The following is a 16,812-nucleotide window of genomic DNA, read 5'->3' as shown; positions in this document are numbered from 1 at the left end:
TGTTCTTATCGGAACTAGAATCTCCGGTTATGGAACTGAGGCAGCTCGAGTACTTCGTCGCGGTCGCCGAGGAATGCAATTTCACCCGCGCTGCAGAACGGGTTCACATCAGCCAGTCCGGCGTGAGCGCGCAGATCCGGCGGCTCGAACGCGAACTGGGCGCACAACTGTTCGAGCGTTCCGCGCGCACCGCCACCCTCACCACCGCGGGCAAGGCCGCGCTCGAACATGCCCGGGCAGCACTGAATTCCGCGAAGTCGGTGAAGACCGCGGTCGATGAGGTCGGGGTGGTGATCCGAGGCGAGTTGACTGTCGGAATGGTCACCGCGTGCACGGTAACGCCCCTGTTCGACGCACTGTCGCTGTTCCACCGCGCCCACCCCCGCGTCGAGGTCGCCCTGCTGGAGGACTCGTCCGATCGCCTCGTCGAGCGAGTGCGGTCACGCGTGATGGATGTTGCGCTCGTCGGCACGGCGTACGGCCCTCCCGACGACCTCGAGTCGATCCTCTTGATCCAGGACCGGCTGGTCGCGGCAGTACCCGACAATCATCCGCTGGCGCGACGGCCGGGCATCGGGCTCGCCGAGGTCACGTCCCACCCGCTGGTATGCCTGCCCACCGGAACCGGTATCCGATCGGTCCTCGACATTGCATGCCGTGCTCGCAGCATCGAACCTGCTATGGCGATGCAGGCGAGTGCACCCGATGCGGTCGTCGATCTCGCCGCGCGGGGCCTCGGCGTGGCGATCCTGAGCGAGTCGATGGTGACACCTCGACCAGGGCTCTCGATCGCTGTCATCGACGACGTCGAGGTCCCTGCGACGTTGTCGCTGATCTGGTCGGTCCCGGCAAGTCCCGCGCTGGGAGTCCTGCTCACGCATCTGCGACACGCCTTCGGCTCATGACTCCACGATATGACCCGTGCGGTACGCGTTCCTGTAGTCCGAGGGCCGGACGCCCGCGGTCCGCGTGAAGGCCGCACTGAAGGAGAACGCGTCTGCGTAGCCGACCTCGTGGGCGATGCCGGCGATCGTGGAGTCGGTGCCGCGAAGCCGATCTGCGGCGATGGCCATGCGACGCCCGGTCAGATACCGAATCGGGGATTCGCCGAGCAGTTCGGTGAAGCGCCGAGCGAACCACGCGCGCGACACCCCCGCTTCGGCAGCGAGGTCCGTGACGGTCCACGGGTGAGCGGGGTTCTCGTGGATCAGCGTCAACGCTTGCCCGACGACCGCGTCGGCTTGCGCGCGGTACCACCCGGGCACCGGGGCGCCCGGCCGCGCGAACCAGACTCGCAACGCGACGATGAGCGTCAGGTCGAGCAGCCGGTCGAGCACGAGCTGCTGGCCCGGCTCGTCCCGCACGACCTCGTCCTCGAGTCGACCTACCACCCAATCCGGAACCTCACCGGCGGGCACCACCAGCACGTCCGGCAGAGCCGCGAGCAACCTGTCGTCGACGTCCCCTGCAACTTGGTAGGTGCCGTACACGACGACCGTCGTGTCCGCGCCCGGTGTCGCCGAGGCAGTTCGCCGACCGGTCTGCAGCTTTTCGGTGACGTCGACCCCGCCGGGTGTCGTGTAGCGATCGCCTGGCAGCGCGACGAGTTGCGGCGCGATTCCCGGCTCATCAGCCACCGTGTACGGCGACCGAAGGCTGACGATCGCGACGTCGCCCGGCCCGACTCGAACCGGCTCGGCGTCGTCGATGAGCACCCACATGTGACCTTCGATCACCGCGACGAGCATCAGCGGTGCGCCGTCGGCGATGCGGATCGACCAGCCACGGTCCATCCCGGCCCGGTAGAGCACCGCGCCGCGGGCCCGGACCCCGTCGAGCAGATCGGTCAGAAGGTCGATGTGACCAGCATAGAACGCCGGGCCCGTCGACTCCGTGGACGCACGCACATCGGTACGAGAGCTGCAGGGATGGATCGCTGGCGGTAGGCGACGTCGACTGGTCATGGAACGACCCACCACGGACAGGAGAATCCTATGACCACCATCGTGATGACCGGCGGCAGTGCGGGATTCGGGGCGGTCGCCGTCGATCTACTGTCCCGCGAGTCGGACGTGCACCTGCTCATCGGCGCACGCACGGCATCGCCGGATTTCATTCCGGTGGATCTCGCGTGCCTCGACTCGGTCCGTGCATTCGCCGAGGCGGTTCAGGAGCGCCTCGGCGACACCGGTATCGACGTACTCGCACTCAACGCCGGGTCGATACTCCCGTCCGACGCGGTGCGCACCGACGACGACATAGAAGCGACCTTCGCCGTCAACCATCTCGCGCACTATCTGCTGGTGCGCCTGTTGATGCCTTCATTCTCAGAGGAAGCCCGCATCGTGATCACCACGAGTGGAACACACGACCCGGCCCTCCGCACCGGGTTGGAGGCGCCGCGGCACGCCGACGCCGACCTGCTCGCGCACCCGGACCGCGACCCCGAGCGACACCTGACACCGCAGCGGGCCGGACAGCATGCCTACAGCGCGTCGAAACTGTGCAACGTACTCACCGTCCGAGCGCTGCGCGTGTATCCCGACATCCGTGCCCGGCACATCACGGCGCTGGCGTACGACCCCGGGCAGGTCTTCGGCACCGGATTGGTTCGAAGCCTGCCGCGTCCACGACGTATCGCATGGTCGGTGTTCGGGACGGTCCTCGGCGCTCCACTGCGACGGTTCGACCGCACGATGAACACACGCGTCGCTGCGGGAATGGCCCTGGCATCTCTCGTCTCCGGCAGGACCACTCCTCCACCCGGCCGCTGTTACGCGGCGCTGCGCAGCGGACACCTGACATTTCCGGATCCGTCGACGCTCGCGCGCAGGGACGACGTGGCGCGCGCGTTGTGGAACGACAGTGCGCGGATGGTCGGGCTGACGGTCGATCAGAGCGTCGGGACGCCAGGTCGGCGGAGTCGCTAGGACAATTCACGTCGCAGGAGTTCGGCCCCAGCGGCGAGCGTGACCATCTTGTCTCGTGCGACGCGTCGGCCGAGTGGCACCATACCGCAATTGGTACTCGGGTAGAGCTTGTCTGCGTCAACGAACGGGAGTGCGCGACGAAGGGTTGCTGCGACCTCTTCGGGCGTCTCGATGGTGTCGCTCGCCACATCGATCGCTCCCAGCATGACCTTCTTGCCCCGAAGCAGTTCGATCAGGTCGACGGGCACCCGCGAATTGTGGCTCTCCAGCGAGACCATGTCGATCGACGACTGCTGCAGCAGCGGGAACGACTCTTCGTACTGGCGCCACTCGGCCCCGAGCGTTGCCTTCCAGTCGGTGTTGGCTTTGATGCCGTAGCCGTAACAGATGTGAACGGCAGTTTCGCAACTCAGCCCTTCGGTCGCACGCTCGAGCGCCGCTACGCCCCAGTCTTTCAGTTCGTCGAAGAACACGTTGAACGCGGGCTCATCGATCTGGATGATGTCGACGCCGGCGGCTTCCAAGTCCTTTGCTTCTTGGTTCAGGATGGTTGCGAACTCCCATGCGAGCATTTCGCGACTCTTGTAGTGGTCGTCGTAAAGCGTGTCGATCATTGTCATAGGGCCAGGCAAGGCCCATTTGATCGGCTGGTCGGTCGCTGCTCGCAGACGCGTCGCATCCGCTGCGAACACTGACTTTTCGCGGCTCACCGCACCGACAACCGTCGGGACGCTCGCGTCGTAGCGTTCACGAATTCGCACGGTCTCGCGCCGGTCGAAGTCAACGCCACTCAGGTGCTCGATGAACGTGGTCACGAAATGCTGACGCGTCTGTTCACCATCGCTGATGATATCGAGCCCGGCATGACGCTGCTCATGTGCTGCGAGCGTCTGGGCGTCGAGTCTCCCTTCGCGCAGTTCGTCGTCTCGCAACTTCCACGGCGACCAGAGCTTCTCCGGCTCCGAAAGCCACGAGGGCTTGGGCAGGCTACCGACGATCGAGGTGGGCAGGAACGTGTTCATCTTTGGTACCTTTCGGTCTCGGACGGTCAGGCGGATTGCTCGGTAGCCCACCGTTCAAGAACAGCGCCATACGGTTTCATGAGATTCACCTCGGTGAACCTTCCCTGTGTGGTCGCGAGCCGAGTGCGCTCGACACGGTCGTAGCTCACCTGCGGAAGTGAATAGTTGCCGTTGTCGAGACTCGGCTGGTACACCTCCGACGCCGCAGTGTTCGCGTTGTAGATCTCGGGACGATAAATCTTCTGAAACGTCTCCATCGTCGCGATCGTTCCCGCGAGTGCGAGGAACGAATAGTCGTTGAGCAGGTCACCACGGTGGTAGAAGGCCAATGGAGCGACGGACCCCTGAGGCATGAAGTAGCGAACCCTGAGCCCCATCTTCCCGAAGTACTGATCGGTGAGCGACTTCTCATCTGCCACATACTCCACCCCAAGAATCGGGTGGCAATTCGTGAGCCGACGGTACGTCCTGGACGTCGAAACGCTGATGCAGATGACTGGAGGCTGCGAGAACCGTTCGCGATACTCGTCCGATTCGACAAAACGCTGAAAGACCTGCCCGTGCAGATCACCGAAGTCGCTGGGGATTCCCGTCGCTCGGTGCCCCGGGAGTCGAACGCTGAAATCGTAGTCGCGAATGTATGAGGAGAAGTTGTTTCCGACGATGCCTTCCGTGCGGGCGCCCGTGGTGGTATCGACGATGTCGACGTCGAGCACTTCGATCACCGGAAACGCGGCGTCATCCCCGGCCGACGCGAGATGCAGGTCCACCGAGACGATGTCGAGTTCGAGTGCGTAGCGGTCACCACGCGGATTGTCCCAGTGCACCAACTCGTTGACACGGGTGTTCATCATCGTCACCGCGTTGCACAGATTCTGCCGACGATTCTCGCCGCGTGCGAGATTCGCAAAGTTTGTCGTGCCGCGCGAGTTGGTCGACGGGGAGTAGTCCTCATTGAAGCGCGTCGTGCCAATACTGAAAACACACTCGTTCGTCATGCTGATCAGTTGCCCCAATACTTGCGGTGAGTGCAGCGACGAGCGCGTCACCGCACGAGTTCACTGCCTGAGTTTTCGCAGCACTTCAACCGAATCCCCCGATCGTCCAGGGCCGATCTTTCGGGCCGAGAACACCCGGGAGCCGACTGTCCGAAGTGGCGTGGAAGTCAGTGTAAGTAGACCCGACGCCATAGCCTAATTACCTTTTGCGATAGCTGGATATAGGTAATCCCTATGCCAGCAGATCAACTCCAAACCCCGAAACGACGTCGCGCATCTCCGCCACGAATCGCTGAGCCTGGCCGGTCAGAGTCACCGAGGCATGACCGATCCAACCGATCTCGATGCGATCGTCCACGTCGAGCGGAACAGCGACGATGGACGGATCGAGATCGTCCGAGACGATGCCGGTGGAGATGGTGTACCCACCCAGACCGATCATGAGGTTGAAGATGGTCGCTCGATCGCTCACCCGAATGTCTTGCTTCGATGAGCGGGTGGAGAGGATCTCTTCAGCGAGGTAGAAGGAGTTGTTCACACCCTGGTCGAACGTGAGCCGAGGCAAATCTTCAAGATCACTCAGCGTCACACTCTTTCGCCCTGCAAGAGGGTTCGTGCGGGCGATGAAGATATGCGGCGACGCCAGAAACAGCGGCGTGAAGACCAGCCCTGCTTCGCGAATCAGCTTGTTGATCACGTTTGCGTTGAACTCGTTGCGATAGAGCACACCGAGCTCACTTCGCAGCGTGCGAACATCCTCGATGATGTCCCACGTGCGGGTCTCTCGAAGACTGAACGCGTACTCCGCAGCCTCAGACGCTTTCACCATGCGGGCGAAGGCATCGACGACGAAGGAGTAGTGCTGAGTTGATACGGCCAGGAGCCGGCGCGAGGGTCCGCGGCCGAGATACCGCTGTTCCAGGAGTTCCGCTTGCTCGACCACCTGGCGCGCGTACCCGAGAAATTCCGCCCCGTCTTCGGTGAGCCTCACCCCACGGGTCGAGCGAACGAAGAGCGTACGTCCCACGCGACTTTCGAGGTCCTTCAGCGCGGCCGACATGGTCGGTTGCGCGACATAAAGCAGGTCCGCCGCGGCACTGATGGATCCTTCGGCGGCCACCTCCACGAAGTACCGCAACTGCTGAAGGGTGATTCCCCGCACCGTTCCCGCGATGTCCCGTGCCATAGCAAAAACCTATCGCACCTGTACACCTCGCCAATGCTCCGGACAACCGGTGTGCTGTCCATGGGCGCGTCAGCCACGACCCGCTCGAGATCGCCCCAACGATGACGAAACCCGCTCCGACCGAGTCGGAGCGGGTTCGCAATTGTGGAGCTAAGGGGACTCGAACCCCTGACCCCCACACTGCCAGTGTGGTGCGCTACCAGCTGCGCCATAGCCCCATATTCACTTTGCGGCGTCCGGGGAGCCCCTCGCGCTGAAAGAAAAACTACACCATCGGTCTCTGAGCCAACAAATCGCCTGGTCAAGGCGGTGACGAGCTCGAGTGCTCGTCACCGCCTTGCAGTCAGCCTGCGAGCTCTGCCACCCAGTTGTCGTTGCCCAGCGCATCGATGACGGTTCCGTTCTGGATGACGGCCGGAGTGCCGGCTGCGCCCGTCGTGGCGAGCAGTTGACGGCCCGCCTCTGCGGACTCTGCGGCCTGCTCGACGCGAGCACCATCGGCAATGCAGGACACCGCGTCGTCGGATGCTCCGGCGTCTCGGGCCATCTGCGCGAGTTGCTCGTTGCTGTGGTCGCTGTCGCCACCTTCGCCCGGCTGGTTGTCCGGGGAGAAGACCGCGGCGTGGAAGGCCGAGAATGCGACTGCGTCGCCCGTCTCGGCGACACACTGGTTCGCCGCGACCGCTCGCGTCGAGTAGTCGCCGCTGCTCGACAACCGGTCGAGGAACGCGAGGATGTGGTATCGAACCGCGACCGTGCCCTCGTCGATCGCTTGGGCGAGTTCCTGGCCGTGCTTGTGTTCGAGTTCGGCGCAATAGGGGCACATCGGATCTTCGAAGACGTCGATGGTGGTGGCAGCGTCCGGCAGCCCGAGCAGGATCGTGCCGTCGTCGTCGAGGGCTACCTCCACTGCGGCGTTGCTGACACCGCCGTACCCGTCATTGCGGGAATCGGTGCTCCCCGACTGCCACAGCACTCCGCCGATCACAAGCACCGCAATGACGACGACCGCGATACCGCCGAGGATGTAGGTGGACTTGTTCGACGTCGGCTCCGGCGAGTATTTGACCGGCTTGACCTTCTTCGCACTCACGAATGCTGTCCTTCGTTCATCGGTGAATTGTCCGGCTGCACTATGCCACCGGGGTCTGAGTTCGTCCTGAGAGCGGCCCGGGAACGCGGTCCGAGCGCAAGGGGTGCGCGCGGAAATATCACCAGCCACACAGACAGCGCGAGGAACCCGACGTCGCGGGCGATCTCCCGGGCGTAGTCGCCGCCGTCGATTCCCTCCGCCACACCGCCGCCTCCGAAGCATCCGCAGTCGATGGACAGCCCCCGAGCCCAGGCCGACACGATCGCACCGATGAGTATCACCAGCGTGACTGCGGACAGCATCGCGGCAGGTCGCACCGCGAGCCCCACCAGCAGTAGGACGCCGAGAACGAGTTCGACCATCGGGAGCGCCGCAGCCACGGGTCGTACGAGGTCGTTGGGAAGAAGCTGATAGGCACGCACTGCCACGACGGTCTGCGTCGGGTCGGAGAATTTGATCCAGCCGGAGATCAGCCACACCGCGGCGAGACCGAGCCGCGCCGCTGCGGAGACAAGACGAATCCACACGGCAACGACACTACAGACCCACCGGTCAGCGATCCGTCTCGCCGGTCACAGGCTTCTCGACAACCGGTTCTGTGGCGGGAGCATCCTGACGCGGAGCCCGTGCCAGGGCCCACGGAATCACCGCCGCCAGCATGATTGCCCCCGTCACACCGAACGCCACCGAATACGACCAGCGTTCGGCGATCATCCCCGCGGCGATCGGCCCGATCACTGCCCCGACGTCCGAGGTCATCTGGAACGTGGCGAGCACCGGTCCCCCGCGTGCCTTGCTGCCCACCACGTCGGCGATCGCGGCCTGCTGCGACGGGTTGATCAGGCCGGATCCCATCCCAGCCACAACGGACGTGATCAGGAACACCACGAGGTCCGAGGACAGGCCCATCACGACAGTGCTCACACCGCAGACGACGAGGCCTGCGAGGACGAACGGGCGCCGCCCGTAGCGGTCGGACCATGAGCCCGACTTGACCAGCACGAGCGCGTTGCCCACGGCAAACGCGGTCAACGCGACACCCGCGATTCCTTCGCTCTGGTTAAGGGCCTCGACGACGAACAACGGAACCATCGCGACGCGGACGCCGAACACCACCCAGCCGTTGGCGAAGTTGGAAGTGAGTGCCGCGCGGTACGTCGACGACCGGAGGGCGGTGCCCAGACGCATCACCGGAGCACCGTCGCCCGAGGCCGGTTGCGCAAGGTGCGACTTGCGCAGGCTGACCCAGACCACGGAGGCCGCGACGAGCAGCGCCACCGCATAGATGAGGAACGGTGCGCGCAGACCGAGTCCGACGAGAGCTCCACCGAGCAGCGGCCCGGTGATGTTTCCGAGCAGGAAGCTCGTCGCATACAGCGCGGACACGCGACCGCGCGCATCGGGCGGCGCGATGCGTACGAGCAGCCCCAGCGCAGCCACGGTGAACATCGTCGAGCCGATGCCGCCGAGTCCGCGGAAGACCAGGAGCTGCCAATAGGTCTGGGCAAATGCAACCGCGCCGGTCGACACGGCGACGATGAGCACACCGGTGATGTAGATGGGCCGCTCGCCCAGCTTCTGCACAAGCAGTCCGCTGGCCGGCGCAAACGCGAGTCGCATGAACGCGAACGCCGAGATGACGACCGTGGCTGCGGTGATACCCACGTCGAAGCTCCGCGCGAACTGCGGCAACGCGGGAGCGACGAGACCGAAGCCGAGGGCGATGACAAAGCTCGCCGCAACGAGTACCCAGATTTCGCGCGGCAGAGCCACGCCACGTGTACGCATGATGCGGCAATGTTAGCGATGCGCACGACCGTGATCGGTTCGAGCCCGCGGTGCGCCTCGCCGTCAGCGGTCAGCCCAACACCGACGACACCAGTTCGCGCGCCGCGTCCTGCACCTGCGCGAGATGCTCGGCGCCGTTGAACGATTCTGCGTAGATCTTGTACACGTCTTCGGTGCCGGACGGACGCGCCGCGAACCACGCGTTCTCGGTCGTCACCTTCAGCCCGCCGATCGCCGCTCCGTTGCCGGGTGCCTCGGTGAGTGTCGCGGTGATCTTCTCGCCCGCAAGATCGGTGGCGCGCACCTGCTCGGGCGACAGCTTCGCGAGAATTGCTTTCTGTTCTCGCGTGGCCGGCGCATCGACCCGCGCGTAGGCCGGATTGCCGTAACGGCCCGCGAGTTCGGCGTAACGCCGAGAGGGCGTCGTACCGGTCACCGCGGTGATCTCGGCGGCCAGCAACGCGAGCACGATGCCGTCCTTGTCGGTGGACCACACCGACCCGTCTCGACGCAGGAAGGAGGCACCCGCGCTCTCTTCTCCCCCGAATCCGAGACTGCCCTCGAGCAGGCCCGGCACGAACCACTTGAAGCCCACCGGCACTTCGAGCAGGTCGCGTCCCAGCCCGGACGCGACGCGATCGATCATCGACGAACTCACCAGTGTCTTACCGACCTTGCTCCCCTCGGGCCAGCCCGGACGGTTCCGGAAGAGATAGTCGATGGCCACCGCGAGATAGTGGTTGGGATTGAGCAGGCCGCCGTCGGGGGTGACGATGCCGTGGCGGTCCGCGTCGGCATCGTTGCCGGTCGCGAGGTCGTACTTGTCGCGGGTGCCGATGAGCGAGGCCATCGCATCGGGTGACGAGCAGTCCATCCGGATCTTGCCGTCGGAGTCGAGCGTCATGAATCGCCAGGTGGCGTCGACGAGCGGGTTCACGACGGTGAGGTCGAGGCGGTGCCGGTCGGCGATCTCGCCCCAATAATCGACGGACGCGCCGCCGAGCGGGTCGGCGCCGATGCGCAGACCCGCCGCCCTGATCGCGTCGAGATCGACGATGTTCGGAAGGTCGTCGATGTACGTGCCGAGAAAGTCGTAGCGACCGGCCGCTGCCAGTGCATCGACTGCCGGTACACGCGTGACGCCCGAAAGGCCCGCGGTGAGGAGTTCGTTGGCGCGGGCCGCGATGACGGAGGTGGCGTCGGCGTCGGCGGGTCCACCGTGCGGCGGATTGTATTTGAACCCCCCGTCGCGGGGCGGGTTGTGCGACGGAGTGACGACGATTCCGTCCGCGGATGCGCCGTCGCCGGCATTGTGGCGCAGGATCGCATGGCTTATCGCGGGGGTCGGTGTGTATCGGTCGCGCGAATCGATCACCACCGCGACATCGTTGGCGATCAGAACCTCGAGCGCGGTCGTCCACGCGGGCTCGGACAGCGCGTGTGTGTCGCGGCCCAGGAACAGCGGCCCGGTCGTGCCCTGTGCTGCGCGGTACTCGACGATGGCCTGGGTGGTGGCGAGGATGTGCTGCTCGTTGAAGGCCGCGTCGAGACTCGACCCACGGTGCCCCGAAGTGCCGAACGCCACCTGCTGAAGCGGGTTCTCGGGATCCGGCCGGATCGTGTAGTAGGCAGTCACCAGGTGCGCAAGGTCGACCAGATCGTCGGGTGCTGCGGGTTGCCCCGCTCGTTCGTGCGCCATGGGTCCTCCTCGTCGAGCGTGTGTGGTGACCATCTTGCCCGCGGGAGGTTGGGTACGCGCGGCCATCCTGAGTCGTTCACGTCGGAACCGTGGGTCGGCTCGCCATCCGCAGGCGGTGAAGGTAGTCGCACGGCGAATCCGAGACCGTGACCGTGCCTGTAACCGGTGGCCACGGTTGTAACAGTTCATTTGGGAGTGACGACAAGCTCGCCAAGTGACCTTTCGAGATCGGAAACAACCGTGAACCCACCCGCCGGCTGGCATCCCGACCCCTATTTCGATCCGCGTATCGAACGATACTGGGACGGGCAGCAGTGGACCGAACAAACCCGTCCCATCGGAAGCGACGACCCCACCACGATGTTCGACGCCGTCGCTCGACCCGGTAACCCGGCGCCCCCGTCCGCCTCCAAACGTCGCCGGTGGCCGTGGATCGCAGGGGCCGCAGCCGTCGGAGTCTTCGGTGTCGCAGCCCTGACCGGCGGAACCTCCGACGAACAGGGCCCTGTCACGACCGCAGTGACAACGACGTCCGAAGCGACGCCCACCACGACAGCCCCTCGCACGACCACCACCTCTCGCACCACCACGCCTGCGCCGACCACCACATCCCTCGCGCCCGACTCGACCACGACAGTTCCGGCGCTCGCACCGGCGGCACCTCGGACAACAACCACCGCGTCTCCGTATGTGCCCCCGGAACCGGCCTACACACCTCCCGCGACAACCGAGCGGGCACCCGCGTACACGCCGCCACCCGAACCCGCCTACACAGCGCCGCCCGCGTACACGCCACCGCCGGTCGCCGACACTCCCTCCAGCGTGTACTACAAGAACTGCACGGCGGCACGGAATGCGGGAGCCGCACCGGTGCGGATCGGCCAGCCGGGTTACGGCACTCATCTCGATCGCGACGGCGATGGTGTCGGCTGCGAGTGACGCGGCCACAAGCGCAACTACCGATCACGTGCACCTCGGCCAGTTCGGGATCAGCACGCAGATCACCCAATCGAACGCGAAGGCGGCCCGGAACTGATCGATCGTTCCGCCCTGGTACGGAGCTCGGTGTCACCGACGACAACTGCGACCGTCACGTCGCTTCCATACCCGGCGACCTCGCGAACACATGAAAATACCCCGGGTGAAAGACCTGATCTGGTCTCTCACCCGGGGTTTCGGTGGAGCTGCCGGGAATCGAACCCGGGTCCTCCGCCGCCTTGCCAAGGCTTCTCCGTGTGCAGTCCGCTATGTCTCTACTTGGATCTCCCGGTCTCGCGAACAAGCCGTGATGACGATCCCAGTCACTGTTGGATGTCCCATCCGACTCCGTGACCGAGCCGGTAGGTAAAGCCCTCTAGCTGATGCCAGTACCCGACCCGAGGGCGAGATCGGACTGACAGACACGCTTCGCTACTTAGGCAGCGAGAGCGTAGTCGCGCTGATTGGAATCGGCGCTTAATTGGTTGCAGCGACGCTTACGGTGGTCTCTTGCCTGCACCGACACGCTTCCCTTGACTCAACGTACGTAGTCGAAACCGTTCAGCCCCGTACGCGCCTGCGACGTTCGCAGGACTACCTACATTAACGTCACGTGCACCCGATGTCATTCCCTTTTCCAGGATTGTCCGGATGACGCCGCTCACAATGCCCCGACGACCCGGTGGGGGTAGCTCAGGTCGCGACGGTGATCAACACGACCGACGCAAGCGCGAGCACCATGCCGGCGTACTGGCCGCGACCGAGCCGCTCCCCCAGCACGACGAGCGCGAGCAGCACCGTGGCCGCGGGATAGAGCGCCCCGACGACGCTGACCAGTGAGAGCATCCCACCCTGGAATGCGAACATCATCGCGGCGTTGGACACCACGTCGAGCAACGCGACGGCCACGACATGCGGATACAGCATCCGCGGCGGACCCGAGAACTGCCGCACGGCCACGGCCGCCACCCACACGACCGCGCTCGCCGACAGGCGCTGGATCACCAGCGGCCAGAGACCCGTCCCCTCGGGAATCTGGTCGAGCGAGATGAACGTGAGCGCGAACGCGACACCGCCCGCAACGGTGAGTCCCGCGACACGAACGGTGAAGGCCGGGTGGTCGTCGCCACCGACGGTCTCCTGTGACTCCCGGCTGACGAGCACGACCGCCACGAGTGCGACGACGATTCCGACCACCGCGAGCAGCCCCGGCCGCTCCCCCGCCCCGATGCCCGCGAGAGCGGGGATGCCGGCCACGAGCAGCGCAGTCACCGGCGACACCACCGACATCGGACCGGATGCGAGGGCCCGATAGAACCACCAGACCGCAAATCCCCCGAAGAGGCCTGACGCGGCACCCCATCCGACGGACACAGCGGTGACCTCACCGCCCGCGAAGGGCGCAATCACCAGGGCGATCAGGAGTGACAGCGGATAGGACGCCACGACGAACGACAGTGCCGTGGCACGTCGCGAAGCCACACCGCCGAGAAAATCACTGACGCCGTAGCCGACCGCGGCCACGAGGGCCAGCAGTACCGCGGTCAGCGCATTCCCTTCACGCGCCTGCCGAGCTCGCGGGTCACCTCACGTTCGGCGGTACGTCGTGCGAGATCCTGTCGCTTGTCGTAGTCCTGCTTACCCCTGGCGAGCGCCAGCTCGACCTTGACCTTGCCGTCGGAGAAGTACATCGACAGCGGGACCAACGTCTGGTTGCCCTCGCGGGTCTTGCCGACCAGTGCATCGATCTCGCGTCGGTGCAGCAGCAGCTTGCGGGTTCGACGCGGGGCATGGTTGGTCCAGGTGCCGTGCCCGTACTCCGGGATGTGCAACCCACGCAGCCAGACCTCTCCGTCGTCGACCGTCGCGAACGCGTCGACGAGTGACGCCTTACCTTCCCGTAGGGCCTTCACCTCGGTACCGACAAGCGCGATACCCGCCTCGTAAGTGTCGAGGATGGCGTAGTTGTGCCGCGCCTTACGGTTCGTGGCGATGACCTTCCGGCCCTTTTCCTTCACGTGCAGGCCTTTCAGGTTCACAGCGGTCGAAGAGGAACACAGTCCAGCATAGGAACCCACACAAATCGTTATTCACGCACGTAGAGGCGCAGCGTCGCATACGCAGTGATCGCAGCCATGCCCACGCCGACGAGCACCAGGAACGGCGCGACCAGCAGGATGTCGCTGTCGGTGATTCTCGCGACGATGTTCGCGCCGTAGACCTCGGCGAGCATGTCGTCGACGAACAGGGACTTCGCAGCGAACAACCCGCCGATGGCAAGGGCTGCACCGACGATCGCAGCAACAACGGCTTCGAGAAGGAACGGGAGCTGGGTGTACCAGCGGGTGGCGCCCACGAGCCGCATGATTCCGACCTCGGTGCGGCGGGTGAACGCAGCGATCTGCACCGTGTTGGCGATGAGCAGGATCGCCGCTACGGCCTGGATGGTCGCGATCGCGAACGCCGCATTACGGATGCCGCCGAGCACACCGAACAGGCGCTCCACCAGGTCCTGCTGGTTGAGGATGCTGTCCACCCCGGGCCGCTCCGAAAAATCGGTCTGAATGATCGCGAAGCTCGACGGATCCGACATCTTCACCTTGAACGATGCCGGGAAGCTCTCGGGGCTGACCAGTTCGGCCAGCTCGGGCTGGTCCGCAAAGACACGCTCGGTCGCGTCTGCCACGGCGTCGTCGCGGCTGAGGTACTGCACGGACACCACGTCCTCGGTGTTCTCGAGGTCAGTGTGCAGGGTGCTGCAGAGCTCCTGCTCGCACTCCGGGTCGAGTGACGAGATGTCCTCGGTGAGGAACACCTGGATCTCCACACGATCGAGGAAGATCTTCTGCGTCTTGTCTGCCATCTGGACGACGAGCAGACCCGCGCCGAACAGAGCAAGCGAGATCGCGGTGGTGAGGATCATCGCAACGGTCATGGTGAGGTTTCGGCGCAGGCCGGTGGTGACCTCGCTGAACAGGAAGCTGGCGCGCATGGGGAGTCAAGGTCCTTCGGTTGCCGGATGGACTGGTCTCGGAACGGGCGACCGGGTCAGCGACCCACGCCGTACACACCACGTGCTTCGTCGCGGACGACCCGACCCAGGTCGAGTTCGACGACGCGGCGCCGCATTGCGTCCACGATGTGGTGATCGTGCGTGGCCATGAGCACCGTGGTTCCTGTCCGGTTGATCCGTTCGAGAAGCAACATGATGTCCTGGCTGGTCTCGGGGTCGAGATTGCCGGTGGGCTCGTCTGCCAGCAGCACCAGCGGACGGTTCACGAACGCCCGCGCGATCGCGACACGCTGCTGCTCGCCACCCGACAGTTCGGTGGGCAGGCGCCCCGCCTTGCCGGACAATCCGACGAGTTCGAGGACCTCGGGCACGGTCCGTTCGATCACGGAACGGGGCTTACCGATCACCTCGAGCGCGAAGGAGATGTTCTCCGCCACGGTCTTGCGCTGCAACAGACGGAAATCCTGGAACACGCAGCCGAGGTTCTGCCGCAGTTTCGGTACCCGCCGCGCCGACAGCTTGTTGACATGGAAATCCGCAACGTGGATCTCACCGCTGGTGGGTGTGTCCTCCCGCAACAGGAGCCGCATGAACGTCGACTTGCCGGAACCGGACGGTCCGATGAGAAAGACGAACTCGCCTTTGCCCACCTCGACGGACACACCGTCGAGGGCGGGCCGGGTCGACGTCTTGTAGGACTTGGACACATTTTCCAGGCGGATCACGACGCCATGCTAGCCGTTACCGGATGGTGACCTATTGCCCCGGTTCGCCGGTCTGCTCCGAACCCGATTCCCCGTCGAATCCCGGGAGTCCCGGGATCTGCGGCAATCGGAAAGGATTCGAGTCGGTCGTGGTAACAGTGGGTTGCTCGGTACCGGTCGTCGGAGCGGGCGTGTCGCGCGGTGTCGTCGTGACGGAGGGCGTCTCGGTCGGCGTTTCGGTCGGCGTGATCTCGGTCGTGGTGGTCGGATACGACTGCTCGGTGGTCTGCACAGGCGGCACATACGGCACATAGGGCGTCTCGGAGATCATGACGGCTCCCGCGGGCGAGCCCGCGTTCGAGTCATCCTGACCGAGGGTGAGGTACGCCCCCCACATAACGAGCCAGAGAGTGCACAGCGCGAGGGTGCTGGTGCGCACGCGTCCGTGGAGCAGGTGACTCGGGATCCGAATCCTGCGACGGCGCTGATCGTCGGTCATGGCTCCTCCGACCGTTCGACGACGCTCGCGGTGTCGAGCTGCGGGCTCACCGTGATCCCCTTGGCACGTAGGGCGCCGGCGATGCGGGCGCGAAGCAAGCGGCCGACCTGGAACTGCTTCCCCGGCAGGGTTCGCGCCACAATTCGCATGCTGACCTGGTCGACCTCGAGGCTCTCGACACCCATGACGGTCGGTTCGTCGAGCAGCAGTTCACGCACACGCGGCTCGTTGTAGGCGGCGACGCCGACGTCTCGGAGAATCTCGTTGACCGCGGTGATGTCGGCTGTGACCGGGATCGGCACGTCGATCACGGCACGCGCCCAGTCCTTCGAGAGGTTGATGGCCTTGTTGATCTGACCGTTCGGCACCGTGATCACTTCACCGGCCGCGCTTCGTACCTGCGTCACACGGAGCGTGACGTCTTCGACTGTCCCCACAGCATCCTCGGACGACCCCGTCACCGAGATCTGCACCGTGTCGCCGAAGCCGTACTGGCGTTCGGTGATGATGAAGAAGCCGGCGAGGATGTCCTGGACCACGCGCTGCGCGCCGAAGCCGAGCGCGGCACCCAGGACAGTTGCCGGCGCCACGAGAGAGCCGATCGGCAAGCTGAGATAGTCGAAAATCTTGAGCGTCGCGATGATGTAGACGAAGGCGATCCCGATCCATGTGACAACCTGCGCCACCGAATGCCGATGCTTGGTCGCCTCCGAGCGCACCAGGTCGTCGGACTGCTGGTAGCGGTTGTCGATACGCCGGGTGACCCGGCCGCCCATCCAGGTCACGAACCGCGCGATGATCACGGCACCCAGCACCGTCAGGGCGATCAGGAGCCCACTGGAAGACAACCAGTCGAGCAGAACATCGGTGGGAAACAGGGCTCCTCCTCTCCCGCAGGTGGA

At 64.9% G+C, this 16,812-nt stretch carries 17 protein-coding genes, 1 tRNA gene and 1 other RNA gene; 3 read left to right on the top strand and 16 right to left on the bottom strand.

The features are described from left to right. Positions 1–29: 29 nt before the first annotated feature. On the top strand, positions 30–905 hold the full coding sequence (locus Q7514_RS08785) for a LysR family transcriptional regulator (RefSeq protein WP_330132860.1): 876 nt from the start codon (positions 30–32) through the stop codon (positions 903–905). Here Q7514_RS08785 and Q7514_RS08780 read toward each other — a convergent pair. Further along, positions 900–1,907: an AraC family transcriptional regulator gene (locus Q7514_RS08780; RefSeq protein WP_330132859.1), complete on the bottom strand. Its 1,008-nt coding sequence runs from the start codon at positions 1,905–1,907 to the stop codon at positions 900–902. The two genes, Q7514_RS08785 and Q7514_RS08780, sit on opposite strands and share 6 nt — an antisense overlap. A gap of 87 nt (positions 1,908–1,994) precedes the next feature. On the opposite strand from Q7514_RS08780, the gene Q7514_RS08775 reads away from it, so the two are divergent. After that, entirely contained in the window at positions 1,995–2,930 is a 936-nt protein-coding gene (locus Q7514_RS08775) for an SDR family NAD(P)-dependent oxidoreductase (protein ID WP_330132858.1), read from the top strand. Here Q7514_RS08775 and Q7514_RS08770 read toward each other — a convergent pair. From Q7514_RS08770 to pgm, 8 genes are all read right to left on the bottom strand, one after another. After that, positions 2,927–3,952, bottom strand: a complete 1,026-nt coding sequence (locus tag Q7514_RS08770) for a methionine synthase (protein ID WP_330132857.1) — start codon at positions 3,950–3,952, stop codon at positions 2,927–2,929. The two genes, Q7514_RS08775 and Q7514_RS08770, sit on opposite strands and share 4 nt — an antisense overlap. A gap of 26 nt (positions 3,953–3,978) precedes the next feature. Then, a complete protein-coding gene (locus tag Q7514_RS08765) occupies positions 3,979–4,950 on the bottom strand; it encodes a putative oxygenase MesX (protein ID WP_330133090.1) in 972 nt (323 codons plus the stop codon). A 232-nt stretch (positions 4,951–5,182) separates the two neighbouring features. Then, entirely contained in the window at positions 5,183–6,136 is a 954-nt protein-coding gene (locus Q7514_RS08760) for a LysR family transcriptional regulator (RefSeq protein WP_330132856.1), read from the bottom strand. A 145-nt stretch (positions 6,137–6,281) separates the two neighbouring features. Continuing rightward, a tRNA-Ala gene (locus Q7514_RS08755) sits at positions 6,282–6,354 on the bottom strand. Positions 6,355–6,479: 125 nt separating this feature from the next. After that, on the bottom strand, positions 6,480–7,229 hold the full coding sequence (locus tag Q7514_RS08750) for a DsbA family protein (RefSeq protein WP_330132855.1): 750 nt from the start codon (positions 7,227–7,229) through the stop codon (positions 6,480–6,482). Further along, positions 7,226–7,756: a MauE/DoxX family redox-associated membrane protein gene (locus Q7514_RS08745; RefSeq protein ID WP_330132854.1), complete on the bottom strand. Its 531-nt coding sequence runs from the start codon at positions 7,754–7,756 to the stop codon at positions 7,226–7,228. The genes Q7514_RS08750 and Q7514_RS08745 overlap by 4 nt, the downstream gene beginning before the upstream one ends. A gap of 25 nt (positions 7,757–7,781) precedes the next feature. Continuing rightward, positions 7,782–9,017 carry an MFS transporter gene (locus Q7514_RS08740; RefSeq protein WP_330132853.1) on the bottom strand — a complete coding sequence of 412 codons (1,236 nt, stop codon included), beginning with the start codon at positions 9,015–9,017 and terminating at the stop codon, positions 7,782–7,784. Positions 9,018–9,087: 70 nt separating this feature from the next. Further along, on the bottom strand, positions 9,088–10,716 hold the full coding sequence (gene pgm, locus Q7514_RS08735; protein ID WP_330132852.1) for a phosphoglucomutase (alpha-D-glucose-1,6-bisphosphate-dependent): 1,629 nt from the start codon (positions 10,714–10,716) through the stop codon (positions 9,088–9,090). A 240-nt stretch (positions 10,717–10,956) separates the two neighbouring features. Here pgm and Q7514_RS08730 point away from each other — a divergent pair, with 240 nt between their 5' ends. Then, the gene (locus Q7514_RS08730) at positions 10,957–11,655 is read left to right on the top strand and encodes an excalibur calcium-binding domain-containing protein (protein WP_330132851.1); all 699 of its coding nucleotides are present in this window, start codon (positions 10,957–10,959) and stop codon (positions 11,653–11,655) included. Between the two features lie 237 nt (positions 11,656–11,892). Here the strand turns inward: Q7514_RS08730 and ssrA are convergent. The 7 genes from ssrA to Q7514_RS08695 form a co-directional block, all read right to left on the bottom strand. Next, positions 11,893–12,263: a transfer-messenger RNA gene (ssrA, locus tag Q7514_RS08725) on the bottom strand. Between the two features lie 124 nt (positions 12,264–12,387). Then, the gene (locus Q7514_RS08720) at positions 12,388–13,230 is read right to left on the bottom strand and encodes an EamA family transporter (protein WP_330133089.1); all 843 of its coding nucleotides are present in this window, start codon (positions 13,228–13,230) and stop codon (positions 12,388–12,390) included. Positions 13,231–13,238: 8 nt separating this feature from the next. Further along, entirely contained in the window at positions 13,239–13,712 is a 474-nt protein-coding gene (smpB, locus tag Q7514_RS08715; protein WP_054717540.1) for an SsrA-binding protein SmpB, read from the bottom strand. A 68-nt stretch (positions 13,713–13,780) separates the two neighbouring features. Then, positions 13,781–14,686, bottom strand: coding sequence for a permease-like cell division protein FtsX (gene ftsX, locus Q7514_RS08710; protein ID WP_330132850.1), 906 nt, complete (start codon positions 14,684–14,686; stop codon positions 13,781–13,783). 56 nt (positions 14,687–14,742) lie between these two features. Beyond that, on the bottom strand, positions 14,743–15,432 hold the full coding sequence (gene ftsE, locus Q7514_RS08705) for a cell division ATP-binding protein FtsE (RefSeq protein ID WP_330132849.1): 690 nt from the start codon (positions 15,430–15,432) through the stop codon (positions 14,743–14,745). Positions 15,433–15,463: 31 nt separating this feature from the next. Continuing rightward, positions 15,464–15,910, bottom strand: a complete 447-nt coding sequence (locus tag Q7514_RS08700; RefSeq protein WP_330132848.1) for a hypothetical protein — start codon at positions 15,908–15,910, stop codon at positions 15,464–15,466. After that, positions 15,907–16,725, bottom strand: a complete 819-nt coding sequence (locus tag Q7514_RS08695) for a mechanosensitive ion channel family protein (protein ID WP_330133088.1) — start codon at positions 16,723–16,725, stop codon at positions 15,907–15,909. Before Q7514_RS08695 ends, Q7514_RS08700 begins: the two co-directional genes overlap by 4 nt. Positions 16,726–16,812 lie beyond the last annotated feature (87 nt).

It is taken from the genome of Rhodococcus artemisiae (genome assembly GCF_036327795.1).
GTDB lineage: Bacteria > Actinomycetota > Actinomycetes > Mycobacteriales > Mycobacteriaceae > Rhodococcus > Rhodococcus artemisiae.
Note: the sequence above shows the minus strand (reverse complement) of the source record. Positions and strands in the feature narration are given on the sequence as shown.

What these genes read in the sequence shown, in the direction of transcription:
- Q7514_RS08785 (WP_330132860.1), top strand. Translation starts at nt 30, where the DNA reads ATGGAACTGAGGCAGCTCGAGTACTTCGTCGCGGTCGCCGAGGAATGC.
- Q7514_RS08775 (WP_330132858.1), top strand. Translation starts at nt 1,995, where the DNA reads ATGACCACCATCGTGATGACCGGCGGCAGTGCGGGATTCGGGGCGGTC.
- Q7514_RS08770 (WP_330132857.1), bottom strand. Translation starts at nt 3,952, where the DNA reads ATGAACACGTTCCTGCCCACCTCGATCGTCGGTAGCCTGCCCAAGCCC.
- Q7514_RS08765 (WP_330133090.1), bottom strand. Translation starts at nt 4,950, where the DNA reads ATGACGAACGAGTGTGTTTTCAGTATTGGCACGACGCGCTTCAATGAG.
- Q7514_RS08760 (WP_330132856.1), bottom strand. Translation starts at nt 6,136, where the DNA reads ATGGCACGGGACATCGCGGGAACGGTGCGGGGAATCACCCTTCAGCAG.
- Q7514_RS08740 (WP_330132853.1), bottom strand. Translation starts at nt 9,017, where the DNA reads ATGCGTACACGTGGCGTGGCTCTGCCGCGCGAAATCTGGGTACTCGTT.
- pgm (WP_330132852.1), bottom strand. Translation starts at nt 10,716, where the DNA reads ATGGCGCACGAACGAGCGGGGCAACCCGCAGCACCCGACGATCTGGTC.
- ftsX (WP_330132850.1), bottom strand. Translation starts at nt 14,686, where the DNA reads ATGCGCGCCAGCTTCCTGTTCAGCGAGGTCACCACCGGCCTGCGCCGA.
- Q7514_RS08700 (WP_330132848.1), bottom strand. Translation starts at nt 15,910, where the DNA reads ATGACCGACGATCAGCGCCGTCGCAGGATTCGGATCCCGAGTCACCTG.